The sequence below is a fragment of the Aeromonas oralensis genome (assembly GCF_049665575.1).
In the GTDB taxonomy this organism is placed as follows: domain Bacteria; phylum Pseudomonadota; class Gammaproteobacteria; order Enterobacterales; family Aeromonadaceae; genus Aeromonas; species Aeromonas hydrophila.
Genome location: NZ_CP187186.1, coordinates 3,785,001 through 3,803,178, shown reverse-complemented (window position 1 = coordinate 3,803,178; position 18,178 = coordinate 3,785,001). Strand labels below are relative to the sequence as shown.

At 63.6% G+C, this 18,178-nt stretch carries 14 protein-coding genes and 3 pseudogenes (1 of these 17 running past the window's edge); 10 read left to right on the top strand and 7 right to left on the bottom strand.

The features are described 5' to 3' along the window. Positions 1 to 70 precede the first annotated feature (70 nt). Together sfsA and thpR are read right to left on the bottom strand one after the other, a co-directional pair. Positions 71 to 813: pseudogene (gene sfsA / locus ACPDZI_RS17580) on the bottom strand (DNA/RNA nuclease SfsA). 42 nt (positions 814 to 855) lie between these two features. Next, positions 856 to 1,383 carry an RNA 2',3'-cyclic phosphodiesterase gene (gene thpR / locus ACPDZI_RS17575; protein ID WP_029302259.1) on the bottom strand — a complete coding sequence of 176 codons (528 nt, stop codon included), beginning with the start codon at positions 1,381 to 1,383 and terminating at the stop codon, positions 856 to 858. A 157-nt stretch (positions 1,384 to 1,540) separates the two neighbouring features. Between thpR and hrpB the strand changes: the two genes are divergently transcribed. The 3 genes and pseudogenes from hrpB (at position 1,541) to gloA2 (ending at position 6,825) form a co-directional block, all read left to right on the top strand. Beyond that, a complete protein-coding gene (hrpB, locus tag ACPDZI_RS17570) occupies positions 1,541 to 3,988 on the top strand; it encodes an ATP-dependent helicase HrpB (protein ID WP_438833553.1) in 2,448 nt (815 codons plus the stop codon). Positions 3,989 to 4,061: 73 nt separating this feature from the next. Beyond that, positions 4,062 to 6,381: pseudogene (gene mrcB, locus ACPDZI_RS17565) on the top strand (penicillin-binding protein 1B). A gap of 42 nt (positions 6,382 to 6,423) precedes the next feature. After that, positions 6,424 to 6,825: an SMU1112c/YaeR family gloxylase I-like metalloprotein gene (gloA2, locus tag ACPDZI_RS17560; protein ID WP_438833552.1), complete on the top strand. Its 402-nt coding sequence runs from the start codon at positions 6,424 to 6,426 to the stop codon at positions 6,823 to 6,825. Positions 6,826 to 6,925: 100 nt separating this feature from the next. Here the strand turns inward: gloA2 and ACPDZI_RS17555 are convergent, their stop codons facing one another. Then, the gene (locus ACPDZI_RS17555; protein WP_011707272.1) at positions 6,926 to 7,246 is read right to left on the bottom strand and encodes an SMR family transporter; all 321 of its coding nucleotides are present in this window, start codon (positions 7,244 to 7,246) and stop codon (positions 6,926 to 6,928) included. Between the two features lie 140 nt (positions 7,247 to 7,386). Further along, positions 7,387 to 7,749, bottom strand: a pseudogene (locus ACPDZI_RS17550) (SMR family transporter); the annotation flags it as partial. 156 nt (positions 7,750 to 7,905) lie between these two features. On the opposite strand from ACPDZI_RS17550, the gene ACPDZI_RS17545 reads away from it, so the two are divergent. Next, positions 7,906 to 8,787, top strand: a complete 882-nt coding sequence (locus ACPDZI_RS17545; RefSeq protein ID WP_438833551.1) for a LysR family transcriptional regulator — start codon at positions 7,906 to 7,908, stop codon at positions 8,785 to 8,787. A 113-nt stretch (positions 8,788 to 8,900) separates the two neighbouring features. Then, a complete protein-coding gene (locus ACPDZI_RS17540; protein ID WP_438833550.1) occupies positions 8,901 to 10,481 on the top strand; it encodes a DUF3369 domain-containing protein in 1,581 nt (526 codons plus the stop codon). A 75-nt stretch (positions 10,482 to 10,556) separates the two neighbouring features. Here the strand turns inward: ACPDZI_RS17540 and ACPDZI_RS17535 are convergent, their stop codons facing one another. Beyond that, on the bottom strand, positions 10,557 to 11,084 hold the full coding sequence (locus ACPDZI_RS17535) for a DUF2937 family protein (RefSeq protein ID WP_438833549.1): 528 nt from the start codon (positions 11,082 to 11,084) through the stop codon (positions 10,557 to 10,559). Positions 11,085 to 11,259: 175 nt separating this feature from the next. Here ACPDZI_RS17535 and ACPDZI_RS17530 point away from each other — a divergent pair, with 175 nt between their 5' ends. Together ACPDZI_RS17530 and ACPDZI_RS17525 are read left to right on the top strand one after the other, a co-directional pair. Next, positions 11,260 to 11,982: a phosphatase PAP2 family protein gene (locus ACPDZI_RS17530; protein ID WP_207137298.1), complete on the top strand. Its 723-nt coding sequence runs from the start codon at positions 11,260 to 11,262 to the stop codon at positions 11,980 to 11,982. A gap of 256 nt (positions 11,983 to 12,238) precedes the next feature. Next, entirely contained in the window at positions 12,239 to 13,141 is a 903-nt protein-coding gene (locus ACPDZI_RS17525; RefSeq protein ID WP_268013693.1) for a sulfite exporter TauE/SafE family protein, read from the top strand. Here the strand turns inward: ACPDZI_RS17525 and ACPDZI_RS17520 are convergent. Continuing rightward, on the bottom strand, positions 13,056 to 13,871 hold the full coding sequence (locus tag ACPDZI_RS17520) for a hypothetical protein (RefSeq protein ID WP_187268811.1): 816 nt from the start codon (positions 13,869 to 13,871) through the stop codon (positions 13,056 to 13,058). The two genes, ACPDZI_RS17525 and ACPDZI_RS17520, sit on opposite strands and share 86 nt — an antisense overlap. Positions 13,872 to 14,090: 219 nt before the next feature. Continuing rightward, on the bottom strand, positions 14,091 to 15,377 hold the full coding sequence (gene hemL / locus ACPDZI_RS17515) for a glutamate-1-semialdehyde 2,1-aminomutase (protein ID WP_187268810.1): 1,287 nt from the start codon (positions 15,375 to 15,377) through the stop codon (positions 14,091 to 14,093). A gap of 222 nt (positions 15,378 to 15,599) precedes the next feature. Here hemL and clcA point away from each other — a divergent pair, with 222 nt between their 5' ends. The 3 genes from clcA to erpA all read left to right on the top strand — a co-directional run. Further along, the gene (gene clcA, locus ACPDZI_RS17510; protein ID WP_438833548.1) at positions 15,600 to 16,994 is read left to right on the top strand and encodes a H(+)/Cl(-) exchange transporter ClcA; all 1,395 of its coding nucleotides are present in this window, start codon (positions 15,600 to 15,602) and stop codon (positions 16,992 to 16,994) included. An 86-nt stretch (positions 16,995 to 17,080) separates the two neighbouring features. Beyond that, a complete protein-coding gene (locus tag ACPDZI_RS17505) occupies positions 17,081 to 17,776 on the top strand; it encodes a DUF6776 family protein (RefSeq protein ID WP_207137295.1) in 696 nt (231 codons plus the stop codon). Between the two features lie 90 nt (positions 17,777 to 17,866). Then, a protein-coding gene (erpA, locus tag ACPDZI_RS17500; protein ID WP_005304404.1) for an iron-sulfur cluster insertion protein ErpA crosses the window boundary here: on the top strand, positions 17,867 to 18,178 show its 5' portion. The gene runs 39 nt beyond the window's last position; the window shows 312 of its 351 coding nt (coding positions 1-312); its start codon is at positions 17,867 to 17,869; its stop codon lies beyond the right edge, outside the window.

The following is an 18,178-nucleotide window of genomic DNA, read 5'->3' as shown; positions in this document are numbered from 1 at the left end:
GCGACATCTATAGCAGAAGGGTAACGTGGAGGCAAACAAGCCGTACCAATAATGTTACCCACTCCAACATTTATTCGCTGCCCTCGGGTAGCAGGTGACAAGATTCAAACGGGATAAAATCTTGGGCCACCATGCTCTGCACCCCAACATGGGGTCGATAGCATAAAATTTCAACCCCTGCCGTAATTGCTTGCTCAATAAGCAGACTATAGTGCGGATCTATATGCGCTGCCGAGCGCATTCTCACGATTCCGGAGTGCAAAACCATAAATAACAGCACGGCTCTGTGGCCTGCCGCCTTCATGGCCATTAATTCACGCAAGTGCTTGGCGCCACGGGTGGTGACCGCATCGGGGAAGTAGCCCATGCCGGGTTGCTCCCGCTCGTCGAGCAGGGTCACCGATTTCACCTCGATATAACAGGCAGGCCGGTGGTCATCTTCCAGCAGCAGATCGATGCGACTGTTCTCTTCGCCGTATTTCACCTCGGTGCGCAGCCTGGCATAGCCGCGCAGCGGGGCGAGAGCATCCTGCTCGATCAGCTCGCGAGCCAGCTGGTTGGCGCGGGCAGTGTTGACGCAGATGAAGTGACCGGCCGGGCTCTCGGCGATCTCCCAGCTGTGGGGTAGCTTGCGCTTGGGGTTGCTTGATGTGGAGTACCAGACCCGGGTGCCCGGCTCGGCGCAGCCGGTCATGGCGCCGGTGTTGGCGCAGTGGATGGTGATCACCTCGCCGTTGTCGAGCTGCACGTCGGTCAGGAAGCGCTTGTAACGGGAGACCAGCTGCCCGGATTGCAGGGGGGATCGAAGATCATGGTATGGCTCTCTTAATCGATGAGTCTGGGCATGGCCGCCGGTCAGGATGCCATTTTCTCTCTGGCCCGCAGCGGCCAGCAGGCGAGGGGCTCGTAGCGTACCCCGTCCGGGGTGGAGAGGGATTGATAGAGGCAGAAGCGGTCGGCCTGCAGCACGAAATCGGGGGCGGGCAGCAGTGCCGGCGGTTCGCTCGCCTTGCGCGACAGGGTGACGTGGGGGCGATAGCCCTGCTCGCCGTTACCAAGCCCCAGCTTCTCGCCGTGGCGACGCAGCGCCCTGGCCAGCACGGTGAGCTCGTTGGGCCACTCCGTCGGGCCAACCCAGGCGGCCTTGGCGCGGCCGAACCAGCCGGTTTCATTGAGCGCTATGGTGAGCGGCGGGCAGTGCTGGCGTTCGACGGCGGCCATCAGGCGGGTGGTGGTGAGCTGATCCGCTTCGCCGAGAAAGGCCAGCGTCAGGTGGAGATTGGCGGCGGGCACCGGTTGACCCGGCCAGGGCAGCTGGTCGCGCCAGGCGACGAGATCGGGTGCCAGCGCCTCGGCGGGCAGGGCAAAGAAGAGTTTGGCCATTCGGGTGAGCATGCCTCTTTCACGCAGACAGGGTGGCCCATTCTATGGCAGCCACTGCATCCTGTCTCGCCGGCCCGACATCCGCTCACGGTGGCCGGGCAGGCTGTGGCAGAATAGGCGCCGTTTTACGACTTGCAACAAGAAGGTGCAGATCCCTTTGTCTTCCCTCCCCATAGTGTCGGTGCTGCCCGCACTCTTTGCCGCCATCGACAACCATGCCAGCGTGATCCTGCAGGCGCCGCCCGGCGCGGGCAAATCGACCCTGTTGCCGCTGGAGCTGGTGCGCCAGCATCGGCTGCCCGGTCGCATCATCATGCTGGAGCCCAGACGCCTCGCAGCGCGCAACATCGCGGGTTTTCTGGCGCGTCAGCTCGGGGAGAAGGTGGGCGAGCGCATCGGCCTGCGGGTGCGTGGCGAGAGCCGCACCAGTGCCGCCACCCGGCTCGAGATCGTCACCGAAGGGGTGCTGACCCGGATGCTGCAGCAGGATCCTGAGCTCACCGGCGTCTCCCTAGTCATCTTCGATGAGTTCCACGAGCGCAGCCTGCATGCCGATACCGCGCTGGCCTTCGCCATCGAGAGCCAGCAAGGGCTACGCGATGACCTCAAGCTGCTGGTGATGTCCGCCACCCTGGATGGCATGGCGCTGGAGACCCTGCTGCCGGAGGCCCCAGTGGTTCGATCGGAGGGGCGCGGTTTTCCCATCGACTACCACTATCGTCCCGCCAATCGCCAGCAGTGGCTGGAACCCCAGGTCGGCGCCGTGGTGCTGGAGGCGTTGGCCGCCCACGCCGGCAGCCTGCTGGTGTTCCTGCCGGGCCAGGGGGAGATCGAGCGGCTGGCGCAGTGGTTGGAAGGGCGGCTGCCGGACGAGGTGACCCTCGCCCCCCTCTACGGTCGCCTCGACATGGCGGCCCAGCAGGCGGCCATCGAGCCGGCACCTGCGGGGCGCCGTAAGCTGGTGCTCACCACCAATGTGGCGGAGACCTCGCTCACCATCGAGGGGATCTCCGTCGTCGTCGACAGCGGGTTGGAGCGGCGTGCCTCCTTCGACATCAAGAGCGGCGTCACCCGGCTGGAGACCCGCCCCATCGCCAAAGCTTCCGCCACCCAGCGGGCGGGTCGTGCCGGTCGTCTCGGCCCCGGTGTCTGTTACCGGCTCTGGAGCAGCGAGGTGCAGGAGCGCCTCGCCGAGCAGAGCCCACCCGACATCCTCACCCAGGAGCTGACCGGCCTGCTGCTGGACGCCGCCCAGTGGGGGGCCAAGGTCGAAGAGCTGCCACTGCTGGACATGCCGCCGGCCGCCGCCGTCGCCAGCGCCCAGCGGCTGCTAGTGAGCCTCGGGGCCATGAAGCCGGAGGGTGAGCAACAACTTACCCCGGCCGGCCGCGCCATGGCGGCCTTCGGTACCCATCCCCGGCTGGCCCGGATGCTGCTGCGCGCGCGCGAGCTGGAGGCCGAGGGTCTGACAGGGATTGTCGCCGATGCGGCTTTCCTGGTGGCGCTGCTGGAAGAAGATCTGCGAGGATCGGAGCGCCTCTCCGTGCTGTTTCACCGCCGCCAGGGGGCCTTGCGCCAGAGTGCGGCCCGCTGGTTCGAGCGGCTCGGCGCCCGTGCCGCCAGTGCTCAGGGGCAATGGCTGGGGCTGCTGTGCGCCCTCGCCTGGCCCGATCGCATCGGCAAGCTGCGCAGCGGCAGCCGCTATCAGCTCAGTGGCGGGGTGAGCTGCGATCTGGTAGAAGGTCACCCCTGTCAGGGGCAGGGGGCGCTCATTGCCATCGAGATGGGCCAGAACGAGCGCGGCAGCCGCATCTTCATCGCCGAACCGATAGAGCTGGATGAACTGGTACGCCAGTTGCCTGAGCTGGTGAGCGAGCGCCAGTGGTTCGACTGGGACGAGCGCGAGGAGCGGGTGCGGGCCGAACGCCAGCAGGTGCTCGGCGAGCTGGTGCTGAGCCAGCGGCCGCTGACGGATCTCTCCGATGAACAGAAGGGGCGTTGCCTGCTGCAGGGCATCCGGCGCAAGGGGCTGCATGTGCTGCCCTGGGATGACGCCAGCGAGGGGTTGCTGGCCCGATTGCGCTGTGCCCGCGACTGGTTGCCCGACGAAGGGTGGCCAGCCATGGACGAGGCGAGCCTGCTGGCCGACCTCGAGCAGTGGCTGCTGCCAGCGGTGAGCGGCATGACCCGGCTGGAGCAGTTGAAAAAACTCGATATGAGCGACATCCTGCGCCAGTCGCTACCCTGGCCATTCCCCAAGCGGCTGGATGAGGCGCTGCCCGGCCACTTTACCGCGCCGACCGGCAGCCGGGTGCGGATCCGCTATCAGCCGGGTCAGGCGCCGGTGATCCCGGTGCGCATTCAGGAGATGTTCGGCCAGGCTGCGACCCCGTGCGTGGCCGATGGCCGGGTGGCGCTGGTGGTGGAGCTGCTCTCCCCGGCCCAGCGGCCGCTGCAGATCACCGCCGATCTGGCTGCTTTCTGGGCCGGTTCCTACGAGCTGGTGAAAAAAGAGATGAAGGGACGCTATCCCCGCCACTACTGGCCGGACAATCCGCTGGAGGCGATGCCGACCAGGGTCACCAAGAAGAAGATGGGGATGTAGGTTCGATTGGCCAAGTCTGATCGGACGTTCGCGAACGCGACATAACAAGTAGAAAGGAAAGCAAAGAGGATTTATGGCAACGCAACGACGCAAGCGCACCCCCAAGAAGGCGGCGCCCAAACGCACCATCTGGCGCACGCTGTTCTGGCTGGGCTTCAAGCTCTCCCTGGTGGGGGCGGCCTTCATGGTGGTGTTTGGCATCTACCTCGATACCAAGGTGCGTGAACGCTTCGACGGCGAGAAGTGGCAGTTGCCGGTGATGGTCTACAGCCGGCCGCTGGAACTCTATCCCAGCCAGCGCCTCTCCCAGGCCCAGATGCTGCGCGAGCTCAACATGCTGAGCTACAAGCAGGTGCGCCAGCCCCACACCCCGGGCGAGTATGCAGTGAGCGGCAACCGCATCGAGCTTATCCGCCGGCCGTTCGAATTCCATGACGGAGCCGATGCCGCCCGTGGCCTGCGCCTCACCTTCAACGGCGCGCGGCTGGAGGGGATCCAGTCGCTGGAGAACCAGCGTCAGCTCGGCTACGCCCAGATGGACCCGGTGCTGCTCGATCGCCTCAACACCGAGGATCGGGAGGACCGCCTGCTGGTGCGCATCGCCGAGGTGCCGGACAGCCTGCTGATCACTCTGCTCACCACCGAAGATCGCGACTTCTACCAGCACGGCGGCGTCTCGCCGGTGGCCATCATGCGCGCCATGGCGGCCAACCTGCTGGCGGGTCGCACTGTGCAGGGGGAGTACCCTGACCCAGCAGCTGGCCAAGAACTTCTTCCTGACCCGGGAGCGGAGCCTGTGGCGCAAGGCGCAGGAAGCCTACATGGCGGTGCTGATCGACTATCGCTACAGCAAGGACGAGATCCTGGAGGCCTACCTCAACGAGGTCTATCTGGGGCAGAACTTCTCCCAGGGGGTCTATGGCTTCGGGCTCGCCTCCTACTTCTACTTCGGCATTCCGGTCAACGAGCTGGACATCGATCAGGTGGCCCTGCTGGTGGGCATGGTGAAGGGCCCCTCCTATTACGATCCCTGGCGCTTCCCGGAGCGGGCCAAGGCGCGTCGTGATCTGGTGCTCAAGCTGCTGATGGATCACGGCAGCCTGCAACCGGCCGAGTATGAGCTCGCCAGCAAGCAGCCCCTTGGCATCATTACCCGCGGCCAGATGAGCTATGGCCGCACTCCGGCCTTCATGGGCCTGCTCAAGCGGGAGATCCAGAGCCGCTTCGGTCCGGATCTGCTCAAGCAGTCCGGCCTCAAGATCTTCACCAGTCTGGATCCCATCGCCCAGCACGCCGCCGAGCAGGCGGTGGAGTCGGGTCTGGCCCAGATCGAGAAGCTGCGCGGCAAGAAGAAGCTGGAAGCGGCCATGGTGGTCTCCGACTGGCACAAGGGCGAGGTGGTGGCCATGGTGGGCGGCCGGGATCCGCGCTACGCCGGCTTCAACCGGGCGCTGGATGCCCGTCGCCAGATAGGCTCCCTGGTCAAGCCCGCGGTCTACCTGACCGGCCTCTCCAACGGCCTGACCCTGGGCACGCCGCTCAAGGACCAGCCGATCCGCATTCGCGGCAAGGATGGCCAGATCTGGACCCCGCAAAACTACGATCGCAAGTTCCGCCAGAGCGTGCCGCTGATGGATGCGCTGGCCAGCTCTCTCAACGTGCCGACCGTCAATCTGGGGCTGCAGGTGGGGCTGGACAAGGTGGTGGACACCCTGCACAAGCTGGGGGTGGAGCAGGAAATCCAGCCCTATCCCTCATTGGTGCTGGGGGCGGTGGCGCTCTCGCCGATGGAGGTGAACCAGATGTACCTGCCCATCGCCAACCAGGGGCTGACCCAGCCGCTGTCGGCGATCCGGGCGGTGGTCAACAGCGACGGCAGCAAGCTCTATCAGCATGACGAAGCAGCCAAGCGGGTGACCGATGAGCAGGCCAGCTGGCTGACCCTGTTCGCCATGACCAAGACGGTGAGCCAGGGCACGGCGCGCGCGCTCGGTGCCAAGTTCCCCGGCACCACCATGGCGGCCAAGACGGGCACCACCAACGAGCTGCGCGACTCCTGGTTCACCGGGCTCGACAACAACGAGCTGGTCAGCATCTGGGTCGGTCGCGACGACAACACCCCGGCCGGCCTGACCGGTGCCAGCGGTGCTCTGCAGCTGTTCAGCGGCTACATGAGTCAGCGTGGGGTCAACAGCCTGGCCATGAACATGCCGCAAGGGGTGAGCTGGGCCAGCTTCTCCCGCGCCAGCGGCACCCGGGTCACCAGCGACTGCCCGGGCAGTCTGCAGGTGCCGGCCAAGCTGGCCGGGCTGGCCGAGCCCATGGGCTGCGCCAGCCCGGTGTCCAGCCCGGCCAATGCGCTGGACAACTGGTTCAACGGTTTCTTCAACTGACCGCAGCGGGCAGCTCAGGCTGCCCGCTTGCCCGGAGTGCTTATGTCACATCCCCTGTTCGATGCCATTCACCACGTGGCCATCATTGCCAGCGATTATGCGCGCTCGCGCCACTTCTACCACCAGGTGCTGGGGCTGCCCATCATTGCCGAGACGCTGCGCGAGGAGCGCCAGTCGTGGAAGCTGGATCTGGCGCTGCCGGACGGCAGCCAGCTGGAGCTGTTCAGCTTCCCGGCGCCGCCGCCGCGCCCCTTCCGGCCGGAGGCGTGCGGCTTGCGCCACCTGGCCTTTCGGGTCGCTGAGCTCGACCGGGTCATCGCCCATCTGCAGGGTCATGGTGTCGAGGTGGAGCCGGTGCGGGTGGATGAGCTGACCGGCAAGCGCTTTACCTTCTTCGCCGACCCCGACGGCTTGCCGCTGGAGCTCTACGAAGCGGGCCGCTGAGGCAGACCTGCCGCAAGCCTGCATTGCCCCCATAAAGAGCAGAAGCCGCCCGGTTAGCCGGGCGGCTTCTTTTCATGGTGTGCAGTGCGTGAGGGGGTGATCAGGCGGTGGTGAGCAGGGTGACCGCGACGGCCATCACCAGCATGCCGACCCAGCCGATGGGCTTGAGCCGCTCGCCAAACAGCAGCAAGCCACCGAGGGCGGTGCCCAGAATGCCGATGGCACCCCAGGTGGCGTAGGCCACGGCCAGATCGATCTTGCCGGTGCTCACCGCTTCCGACAGCAGGGTGAAGGCACACAGCACCAGCAGGATGCCGAGAAATCCCCAGCCTTTGTGACGAAAACCAACCGAGCGGTTGATCGCCATGTTTGCGCCGATATCCAGCAGTGCCGCCCCCAGTACGATGATCAACGGGTGCATACGGCCTCCTTGGCAGCGCCAAGGCAGCGAGTACTGCCAGTACCTGCGGCCGGTTTGTCATGGGCAGCGCCAAGACGGCGGGTGCTGCTGGTGCCTGCGGTCGGTTCGTCATGGGCAGTACCAAGGCGGCGGATGCTGCCGGTGTCCGCAGTCGGTTCATCATGGGTTTCACCCATTGTCACCAGAACAATACCCACTATGGCCAGCGCCAGTCCGATCAACTCCTGAGCATTCAGGTGGTAGTCGAGGAAGAGTACGGAGACGACGGTGATCAGCGCGATCCCCAGCCCCTCCCAGAGCGCGAAGGCAATACCAATGGAGATTGTTTTGGCGGCTTTGGCCAACAACAGATAAGAGAAGGAGATGAGCAGCCACATCGGCAGATAGTTGAGCCAGCCGGCCTCGTTCTCCGGGATCATGGCCATGCTGGAGGTCCCGGCGACCTCGGTCAGGATGGCGCCCGTCAGGAAGATGCGGGCCAGAAGCATGCGATTGAATAACATAAAATGTCCTTTTGTTGCTGCGACGGGGCCATGATAGCCGCAGCTTGCTCAGGCGGCAGAATCGCTGAGCGTCGACAATTCAGACGCTGACGGTTTGCCTTGCTAGAAGAGGGCAAGGTAAGGTGAATATCGGATACCCAGCTCACGACCCAGATCATGAAGCTCTACCAGATACAACTCTTTGTGGAATCAGCCAGCAGTGGCTCCATTGCCAATACGGCGCGCCGGCTTGGCAAGAGTCGCAGCGCAGTCAGCACGGCGATAGCGGCGCTTGAGGTTGAGCTTGGCGTCGAACTTTTTGAACGAGGCGCCAACCAGAGCCGATTGACCGAGATTGGCGAGCAGGTGCTGGATGACTGCAAGCGGCTGCTGCAGGCCGCCAACAGCCTCAAACTCAAGTGCGAACACTACGCCTCCGGTGCCGAGGTGGCGCTGCGGGTGGCGCGGGATGACGCCATTCCCGAGGCGGTGTGGCGGGAGATGCTGGGGGCGCTGCGCCACCAGTTTCCCGGCACCAGCATCTCGCTGGTGCTGGCCTCGCCACCGGAGCTGCCCGCGCTGGTGGAGGAGGGGTTTGTCGACGCCGCCTTCGGCCTCATCACCGAGGAGCAGGAGCGCAGCGGTCTCAACATCGAGGTGCTCAACCCGATCCGCACCCTGATGGTGGTGGCCCCGAGCCACCCGCTGGCCAGCCTGAAGCGGGTATTGCAGCAGGATCTAACCGGTCATACCCAGGTCACCCTCTCCTATGTGGACGAATTTTCGGTCAAGAGCCTGTTGCCCATCGGCGGGCACCACATCGGGCTGTCGAGCTTCGAGCTGATGCGCGATGCGGTGCTCGACGGCCTCGGCTGGGCCGTGCTGCCGTCGCCGCTGATCCAGAGCCAGCTGCGGCAAGGGGAGCTGCTGACCTTGAAGCACAAGTTCAGGCTGCAGTGGCGTGACTACGGCGTCTATCTGTCGGAAAATGCCTATCACGGCAAGGTGTTGGCCTGGCTGAGGAAGGCAATCCAGGCCTATCTCGAACCGTTCGAATAAGCCGGCCGGCACTGGGCGGGCACGAGGGGGCAAGTGCAGGGGCTTGTGATCCATCGCTCCCTGATGGTACATACTGTCAGTACCCTCATGCAGCGCCTGGAGGCGTGAACGATATGAGCAGTGCCCAAGACAAGGACGAGCTCTGGCTGGATGACGACATCATCGAGCTGGATGACGATGAGGCCGTGGTAACCAAAGCGATCAACCCCTGGCAGGTGTTGATCGTCGATGATGAGCCGGACATTCATCATGCCACCCGGCTGGCACTTTCCAACATTCAGTACAAATCCCGCCCGCTTGAACTGCTCAACGCCTACAGCGGCGCCGAAGCGGCCCGCATGCTGCTGGCCAACCCGCGCATCGCCTTGATCCTGCTTGACGTGGTGATGGAGACCGAGGATGCCGGCCTGCGGCTGGTGCACCAGATCCGCAACGAGATGCATAACAGCCTGGTGCGCATCGTGCTGCGTACCGGCCAGCCGGGGCAGGCCCCGGAGCAGCGGGTGATCCTCGATTACGACATCAACGACTACAAGACCAAGACCGAGCTGACGGTGCAGAAGCTCTATACCACCGTCATCGCCTCCCTGCGCTCCTACGAGACCCTCTGCGCCATCGACAAGAGCCGGCAGGGGCTCGGCAAGATACTGGAGGGGGCGGGGGATCTCTATCATCTGCATTCGCTGCGGGAATTTGCATCCGGCGTGCTCAAGCAGATCAGCGCCATTCTCGACGTGGGCACCGAAGGCGCCATCTGCGCCGAGCGCCGGCCCGGCTCGCAGGAGCTGGAGATACTGGCTGCCACCGGCGACTATGAATCCCTGCTGAGCGATGTGCCGCTCAGTACCTTCCCGGCCCTGCACGACTCGGTGATGAGTGCGCTCACCAACCGCTGCAACCGCTTCGAGCATCCCCAGGATGCGCTTTATATTGCGGCCCAGAACGGGCGCGAGTTCGTGCTCAATTTCACCCCCACCCAGCCGCTCGACCCGCTCGAGTGCGACCTGCTGGACGTGTTCTGTCAGCGCATTTCGGCGGCGTACGACAACCTCTATCTCTACAACCAGCTGCTGCGGGCCCAGGAAGCGACCGTGGTGGCACTGGCGGCGCTGGCGGAGTTCCGCGATTCGGATACCGGCGATCACGTGCTGAGGGTGCAGAAGCTCTCCGATGCCATCGTGGCCGAGCTGCAGCAGGCGGGGGTCTATCCCGATGAACTGACGCCGGGCTTTGTCGACATGATCGGCATGGCCAGCATACTGCACGACGTGGGCAAGGTGGGCACGCCGGACCACATCCTGCACAAGCCGGGCCGGTTCGAACCGGATGAGCGAGCCATCATGGAGCAGCACGCGGACATCGGCGCCAGCATATTGCACAAGGCGGGGGAGATGGTGGAGGGGACCAGCTATCTGTCGCTGGGGGCCGAGATTGCTCGTGGTCACCATGAACACTTTGATGGCAAGGGTTATCCGGAGCAGCTGGCCGGCCAGCAGATCCCGCTGTCGGCCCGTATCGTGGCCGTGGTCGACGTGTTCGATGCCCTGCTCAGCAAGCGTCCCTACAAGGAGCCCTGGTCGCTGGCCCAGACCATGGAATATATCCAGTCACGCTCCGGCAGCCAGTTCGATCCCCAGGTGGTGCTGGCGCTCCAGCGTTTGGTGAGCCAGTCGCGGCTGCCATACGAGCTGTGACACTGGCCGGAAACAACAAAGGGGCCATTGGCCCCTTTGTTGTTTCCGTCTGCCTGAGCCACCGCGTCGGTTTCGTCAGCGCGGCGCGTAGCGTGTTCGGGGCTGCTGCCGGTGAAACGGCAACAACACCAAGCTAAGCAGCAGATCGCCAAGCAGGGCTGCCAGCAGGCCTGCCGCCATGCCGCAGACGATGGCGGCCTGCTTGAGCGGCACCATGTAGCTGTAGTTTTGCAGGGTATCCTGCCAGAGCTGGGGCTCGGCGCGCAGCAGCAGGTGGGAAAGTTGCCGGTACCAGGGATGGTGCTTGTAGATGTTCTCCTGCTGCAGGGTCTGGCGCTGGCTGACCAGCAACTGCAGGCTGGCTGCATCCTTGGCGAATACCGGATCCGGGTTGATGCGGTAGTGGTTGACCAGGGCCGTCAGATCGCCGTCGAAGTGCTGATCCGCCGTCTCCTGAAAAGGGGCCAAGCTGAGACTGGCCTGCTGCAGGCGGGCATCCAGCCGCTGGTAGTAGAGGTCGATCAGACCCGGGATCTGCACGCCGGCCAGCAGGCCCAGGGCAAACAACATCATCCGAAGGTAGCTGCGCATAGCTCTCGTCATCTCGCGAAATAGAGGGACTCCATACTAGCCGCAAGGCTGCAACAGGCCAAGCCGGCAGGGGACGCGCCGACTTTCCGGATAGGAGGCATGACGCCTTCCTCCCCCGTTTGTGTGATTCACGTCACTATTTTTATGCTTTAAAATACGGGCCCATTTTTCGGGGAGGAGAGTTCGTATGCGCAAATTTATACCCTGTTATCTGTTGGGTGGTCTCATCGCCATCAGTTGGGCTGCTCTGCCCGAGCACGGTCCCTGGGATCAGTGGGATCTCGCCGTCTTCCATCTGGTCAATGGCTGGCTGGGTCAGGCCCAGTGGTGGGCAAATCTGGTGGCCGTGACCAACAACCGGCTGTTCGATCTGGCGGTGCTCTCCTGCATGGGGCTGATCCTCTCTCGCTGCTTCTGGCGTGCGGACGAGCAGGGACGCCGCCGGCTGGTGGCCATGGGGATCGTCATGCTGCTGGGGGCCCTGGTGATCAACCAGTTCGGTCATCTGCTGCCGGTCAGTCGGCCCAGCCCGACCCTGACGGTGGCGGACGCGCTGCGGGTGACCCAGCTCAGCGGGATCCCGACCAAGGACTCCTCCAGCGACAGCTTCCCCGGCGATCACGCCCTGTTCCTGATGATCTTCGCCGGCTTTGCCCTGCGCCATCTGCCGCGCTGGGCCGGGGTGACCGCGCTGCTGATGGTGCCGCTGTTCTCGGCGCCCCGCATCCTCTCCGGTGCTCACTGGCTGACGGATGTCTATGTGGGGGCCCTGTCGCTGACCCTGCTCTGCCTGCCGCTGTTGTTGTTGACCGGGCTGTCGGATGCGCTGATCGGCTGGATTGCCCAGCGACTGCCACGCCTGCCGGGTTGGCAGTGGCTGGCGGGCAAAACGCCGGCGAGTCAGCAATAAAAAAGAAGGTCGGTGCATACCGGCCTTCTTTTTGGCTACTTCCCGCCGGTGACTGTGGTCGTCGCGAAATGACCATGACTACCACCGGTGGCCCCAGGCCTGCTGGCCCTCATAGACAAGTATTAGCAGATTCGTTCGGGCGTGCTCGTCATGACTTTCTCCAGATAATCGTTTGCATGGGCTGAATGCTTGATCCTGACCAAGATTTTTTATTTTTGCTGCCTTAGAATCGCCGCCCGTTGCTGGAGAATTCTGTATGTTAATTAATCTTTTGCGCCTGATATTCATCATCTGCGCTCTGGTGTTCATCTTCATGCTGGTACGGGCCTGGTGGCACAAACGGCAACAGGGGAGGCTGGAGTCGACCCCCTTCTGGCCGGTGGCGGCCATCGGTTTTGTCGCCAATTTTCTCGATACCCTGGGGGTTGGTAGCTTCGCGGTGAAGACTGCTTGCTACAAGCAGTTCAAGCTGATCGACGATCGGCTGCTGCCGGGCACCCTCAACGGCCAGTGCGTGTTGCCGACGGTCACCCAGTCGCTGATTTTCATCGGCGCCGTGCAGGTGGATCCGCTCACCCTCATCGGCATGATGGTGGCCGCGGCCGCCGGGGCTGCCTGGGGGGCGCGCCACGTCGCCTCGTTCGATCGCCAGACCATCCGGCTGGTGATGGCGGTCTCCCTGCTGGTGGTGGCCGGCCTCATCTTCGCGGGTCTGCTTGGGCTGTTCCCCCTCGGTGGCGACGCCATGGGGCTGACCGGTTACAAGCTCGGGATCGCGCTGCTCGGCAACTTCATCTTCGGCGTGCTGATGAACGTGGGCATCGGCCTGTTCGCCCCCTGCATGACCCTGGTCTATCTGCTCGGCATGAATCCGCTGGCGGCGTTTCCCATCATGATGGGCTCCACCGCCGTGCTCAGCGTCTTCTCGGCAGGCACCTTCATCCGCAAAGGAGCCTTCGACGCCAAGGCGGTGCTGGCGGTGGCCATCTTCGGCCCTGTCGGCGTGGTGCTGGCGGCCATACTGGTCAAATCCATGGACATGGCGATGCTCAAATGGCTGGTGGCCTTCATCGTCATCTATACCTCCTGGACCATGTACGCCTCCTGGCGGGCGGCGCGGAGGGCGCCACAACCCCGGCTGGCAGAGGTCGCAGGCTAGCCTGCACCAGTGCCGCTTCGGCCCTGGCCCCCAGAAACACATAGAGCCCGAGGGCTAGCAGCAGCCCCACGGCGCACCCCATCACACCCACCGCCGGCCAGAGCAGTTCGCTCTGACCGAGCGAGCCCTTGAACAGCAACAGCAGCCCCTCGATGGAGACCGCGATCAAGATGGCGGCGATGAAGCGGGTAATGGTGCGGCGAATGGCGCTGTGGCGAAAGATGTCCTTATGCAGCAGCACCTCCTCTTCCAGAATGGTCTTGCCCAAGTCGAATACCGCCAGCGCCAGGGTCAGGAAGATGATGGCGCTGAAGGCCCCCAATCGGTTCTGCTGCGCCCCGCACAGCAGCAGATAGAGTTGCTCCAGCCCGTGCCAGATGAGCGTCGCGACGATCAGAAACAGCGCCAGACTCAGCACCACATAAACCCCCTTGAACCAGGGCATGGCCCGGCGTCGCTCCCTGTCCCCCATCAGCCAGGCGATGAGTTGGTTCAGGCAGAGAGTCAGCTCACGGCCTTGGCCTCTCACGATTAGATGCAAACGGGCTTGCGGCGCCGGCACCGGTGGCAGGATCTCGAGCGGTTCCCGGCTGGGAGCCTGGTTCAGGATGAAGGGATAACTGCTGAGTGAATCGGGTGATGCCGTGAGCAGCCCCAGCAGCAGGGGGGCCAGTTCGGCTTCGTACTCCTGATAGCGTCGCAGCACATCGATGGGGCTCATTTCCGCCATATACACCTCGCTCAAACGGGCTTGCATCCAACTTGCAGGGTGCAAATTGTGGGCCCGTTTTATGACGGATAGAGGGGCGGGATATGCACCATTTGGTGACAGCGCCGTGTCATTTGCACAAATGCTGCACCAACATCGGGCGTACCGGGGGAGGCCGAAGGGCGCCGAAGCGGCAATGAAAAAGGGCCCGTGAAGGGCCCTTTTGCGACAAGCGGCGGCTTAGCCGGCCAGCTTGGCGAAGCTGCGCTCGGCGGCGGCCAGAGTGTGTTCAATCTCCTTGTCGCCGTGTGCCAGCGACAGGAAGCCCGCCTCGTAGGCGCTCGGCGCCAGATAGACGCCCTCTTCCAGCATCAGGTGATAGAAGCGCTTGAAGCGTTCCATGTCACAGCGAGTGACCTGCTCGTAGCGGGTGATCTCGGACTCGTCGGTGAAGAAGAAGCCGAACATGCCACCCACGTAGTTGATGGCAAGCGGGATACCGTGCCTGGCGGCGGCCGCTTTGAGCCCCTCGGCAACCCGGGCGGTCTTGGCGCTCAGCTGCTCATAGAGGCCCGGCTCCAGCAGCAGATCCAGCATGGTTAGGCCGGCGGCCATGGCCACCGGGTTGCCGGAGAGAGTGCCTGCCTGATAGACGGGGCCGGTCGGGGCGATGTGCTGCATCACCTTCTTCTTGCCGCCGAAGGCGCCGACCGGCATGCCGGCACCGATGATCTTGCCGAGGGTGGTGAGATCCGGGTCGATGTTATAGTGGCCCTGGGCACCGCGCAGGGAGACACGAAAGCCGGTCATCACCTCATCCAGGATCAGCAGGGCGCCGAACTCGTCACAGATGGTGCGCAGCCCTTCCAGGAAGCCGGGTACCGGCGGGATGCAGTTCATGTTGCCGGCCACCGGCTCGACGATGATACAGGCGATCTCGCTGCCGTACTGGGTAAAGGCTTCGCGCACCGAGTCCAGATCGTTAAAGACACAGGTGAGAGTGTGCTTGGCAAAGTCGGCCGGGACGCCCGGGCTGTTGGGCTGACCCAGGGTCAGGGCGCCGGAGCCGGCCTTGACCAGCAGGGAGTCGGCGTGGCCGTGGTAGCAGCCTTCGAACTTGACAATCTTGTCGCGACCGGTGTAGCCGCGGGCCAGCCGGATGGCGCTCATGGTCGCCTCGGTGCCGGAGTTGACCATCCGCACCTGTTCCATGGAGGGCACGATCTGGCGCACCTTCTCGGCCATCAGCACTTCGATCTCGGTCGGGGCGCCGTAGCTCAGCCCTTTCTCCACCGCCTTGATGACGGCGGCCTTGATGGCCGGGTGGTTGTGACCCAGCAGCATGGGGCCCCAGGAACCGATGTAATCCACATAGGCCTGGCCATCCACGTCATAGAGGTAGGCGCCATCGGCGTGATCGATGAAGCGGGGTGTGCCGCCGACCCCATTGAAGGCGCGGACCGGTGAGTTGACGCCGCCCGGAATGGTCTGGCGGGCCTGTTCAAACAGCTGATCTGATTTTGACATGGATCATCCTTAATGGGATTTTGGTCGTCACACAGGCGCAGGTGGCCGATTGCGGCTCGGCAGTCAGGGGACGCTGGAGTATGCTTGCGCTCTTGACCCCGGCCAAGGACTGCCCCGTGTTAAATGAAACGGGCCGACTATAGCAGAAAGGCCCGGTGCTGGGCAGCCGGACAGCAGGCCGGATGATCGTCACCTCCGTCAGCAAACGAATGTGGTTTTTTCATGTCGCAACAAGCTCTCTCCTCCTCAGAACCGCTCTCGCCTCCCCGCGGCCCCGTCCTGCGGCGGATCATTCATCAAGACAAGATGCCCCTGCTGGTGCTGCTGTTGGCGGCACTGGTCGGCACCCTGGCCGGGTTGGTCTGCGGACTGTTCGAGTCCGGCGTGCACTGGCTGGCACAGCAGCGTGTCGACCTGCTGGCCGATCGCCCTTGGTGGCAGCTCGGCCTGCTCGGCTTTGGCTTCAGCGCCTTGCTGGGTTGCATTGGCTATTTCCTGACCCATACTTTTGCACCCGAGGCGGGTGGTTCGGGCATTCCCGAGATTGAGGGGGCCATGGACGAGCTGCGCCCGGTACGCTGGTGGCGGGTGTTGCCGGTCAAGTTCTTCGGTGGCATCTGCACCCTGAGCTCCGGCATGGTGCTGGGGCGGGAAGGACCTTCGGTGCAGATCGGCGGCAACCTCGGCAAGATGGTGGCGGATCTCTTCCGGCTGCCGAAGGAGCATGGCCACGCCCTGCTGGCAGCTGGGGCGGCCGGCGGTCTGGCCGCAGCCTTCAATGCGCCGCTGGCGGGGATCCTGTTTGTGATGGAGGAGATGCGCCCGCAGTTTCGCTACTCCTTTCTGGCCATCAAGGCGGTGGGCATCTCCGCCATCATGGCGACCTTGATGCTGCAGAACATGAAGGGGCAGGGGGCGGTGATCAGCTTGCCTCACTATGACGCGCCGGCCCTGAGGGCGCTCTGGTTGTTCCTCTTCATGGGGGCCGCTTTCGGCGTGCTGGGTTTTGTCTTCAACAAGCTGGTGCTGGCCTGTCAGGATGGTTATCTGGCGCTGCATCAAAACAAGCGCCATCGTTTTGTGGCCATCGGGACGCTGGTGGCGGGGACTTTCGGCGTGCTGTCGCTGGTTGCCCCGGCGGTGACCGGTGGCGGTACCGAGCTCATCCCCCATCTGATGGGCGGGGAGTATGCGATGGCCACCCTGTTCCTCATCTTCTCCATCCGGCTGGTGGCTACCCTGGTCTGTTTCTGCTCCGGCGCACCGGGTGGGGTGTTTGCCCCGACCCTGGCGCTGGGCACCCTGTTCGGGGTGGTGTTCGGCCACCTGTTTCATGCGGCCTTCCCGGAGCTGGGCATCGAGCCTGGCGCCTTTGCCATTGCCGGTATGGGCGCGCTGTTTGCCGCCACCGTGCGTGCTCCCATCACGGGGATCGTGCTGGTGACCGAGATGACCGATAACTATCAGCTGATCCTGCCCATGATGATCACCACGGTCGGTGCGACCCTGGTGGCTCAGTGGTTGGGGGGCCGCCCGATTTATTCCCAGATCCTCGAGCGAACTTTACGGCTTGCTGCGCGTCAAAAGCGGGGAGAAAGCGGCATCACCGCCGGTTAACCCTTTGTCTGCCGGCCTGAATCTGCTTGAGTCGCGTATAGTGAAGGGAGCGTGGCCGCAGTATGCGTAGTAACAAAAGAGGCCTTATGTCCCAGATAGTGAAGTGGTTGGCGGTGCTAATGGTGGGGGCGCTCATCGGCTATTTCGTCGGTAATCGCCAGGAGCTGGCCCAGAGCAGCCTGCTGACGGTGCAGCAGGAGACGCTGGAGCGTCAAGGCAAGGCCATCGGCCAGCTCAAGAGCGAGCTTGGCATCAAGGAGACGCTGCTGGCTACCCAAAAGGCGGCGTTCGAGCAGTTGCAGCAGACGCTCAGGGATCAGGAAGCCCAGGTACAGGAACAGAAGCGCCAGCTGGCCTTCTTCGAGCGGATCATGCGCCCCACCGGCGAGCAGGTGGGGGTAGTGATCGACAACCTCACCCTGCAGGAGACCAGTATCCCCGGCCGTTATCACTATCGGCTGGCGTTGACTCAGCCTGCCAAGAAGCGCGAACTGTTTCGCGGTCAGGTACAGATAAAGGTGGAAGGCAGTCAAGGCGACAAGCCCAGAACACTCGGCAGCCGCGAGCTGGGTATGAAGGTGGGGGAGGGGCGCTATGCGTTGCGTTACTTCCAGCTGCTGGAAGGCAACTGGCAGTTGCCGGAAGGCTTTGTACCGGATCGGGTACGGGTCACCATCAGCAAGGATGGCCGGCAACCGGCTCAGGAGCTGCTGGCTGAATGGGGCGAGGTAATCAAGCCGCTGGTGGTCGCTCCACCGGCACCCGTGCCGGCTGCACAGTAAGAAGCTTGGTGAATACTTGAACTGAATGGTCGGGTATTGGATAATTTCGCGGTTTCCATGTTTGTGGATTTAACGGTTGTGAGGTCAGTAATGAGTGCAGTAGCAGAAGCCCCGTTGCCTATCCAGATGACGGATGCGGCAGCCAACAAGGTGAAGACCCTGATCACCGAAGAAGAAAATCCCGAGCTCAAGCTGCGGGTGTACATCACGGGCGGTGGCTGCTCCGGTTTCCAGTATGGTTTCACCTTCGATGAGAAGATCAACGAAGGGGATACCGTGGTCGAGAAGAGCGGGGTCACCATGGTGATCGATCCCATGAGCCTGCAGTATCTGGTTGGCGGCAGCGTGGATTACACCGAAGGTCTGGAAGGCTCCCGCTTCACCGTGACCAACCCCAATGCC

Coding starts and splice junctions, on each gene's coding strand:
- thpR (WP_029302259.1), bottom strand. CDS start 1,383: ATGGCCAAACTCTTCTTTGCCCTGCCCGCCGAGGCGCTGGCACCCGAT.
- gloA2 (WP_438833552.1), top strand. CDS start 6,424: ATGTCACATCCCCTGTTCGATGCCATTCACCACGTGGCCATCATTGCC.
- ACPDZI_RS17555 (WP_011707272.1), bottom strand. CDS start 7,246: ATGCACCCGTTGATCATCGTACTGGGGGCGGCACTGCTGGATATCGGC.
- ACPDZI_RS17545 (WP_438833551.1), top strand. CDS start 7,906: ATGAAGCTCTACCAGATACAACTCTTTGTGGAATCAGCCAGCAGTGGC.
- ACPDZI_RS17540 (WP_438833550.1), top strand. CDS start 8,901: ATGAGCAGTGCCCAAGACAAGGACGAGCTCTGGCTGGATGACGACATC.
- ACPDZI_RS17535 (WP_438833549.1), bottom strand. CDS start 11,084: ATGACGAGAGCTATGCGCAGCTACCTTCGGATGATGTTGTTTGCCCTG.
- ACPDZI_RS17530 (WP_207137298.1), top strand. CDS start 11,260: ATGCGCAAATTTATACCCTGTTATCTGTTGGGTGGTCTCATCGCCATC.
- ACPDZI_RS17525 (WP_268013693.1), top strand. CDS start 12,239: ATGTTAATTAATCTTTTGCGCCTGATATTCATCATCTGCGCTCTGGTG.
- ACPDZI_RS17520 (WP_187268811.1), bottom strand. CDS start 13,871: ATGGCGGAAATGAGCCCCATCGATGTGCTGCGACGCTATCAGGAGTAC.
- hemL (WP_187268810.1), bottom strand. CDS start 15,377: ATGTCAAAATCAGATCAGCTGTTTGAACAGGCCCGCCAGACCATTCCG.
- clcA (WP_438833548.1), top strand. CDS start 15,600: ATGTCGCAACAAGCTCTCTCCTCCTCAGAACCGCTCTCGCCTCCCCGC.
- ACPDZI_RS17505 (WP_207137295.1), top strand. CDS start 17,081: ATGTCCCAGATAGTGAAGTGGTTGGCGGTGCTAATGGTGGGGGCGCTC.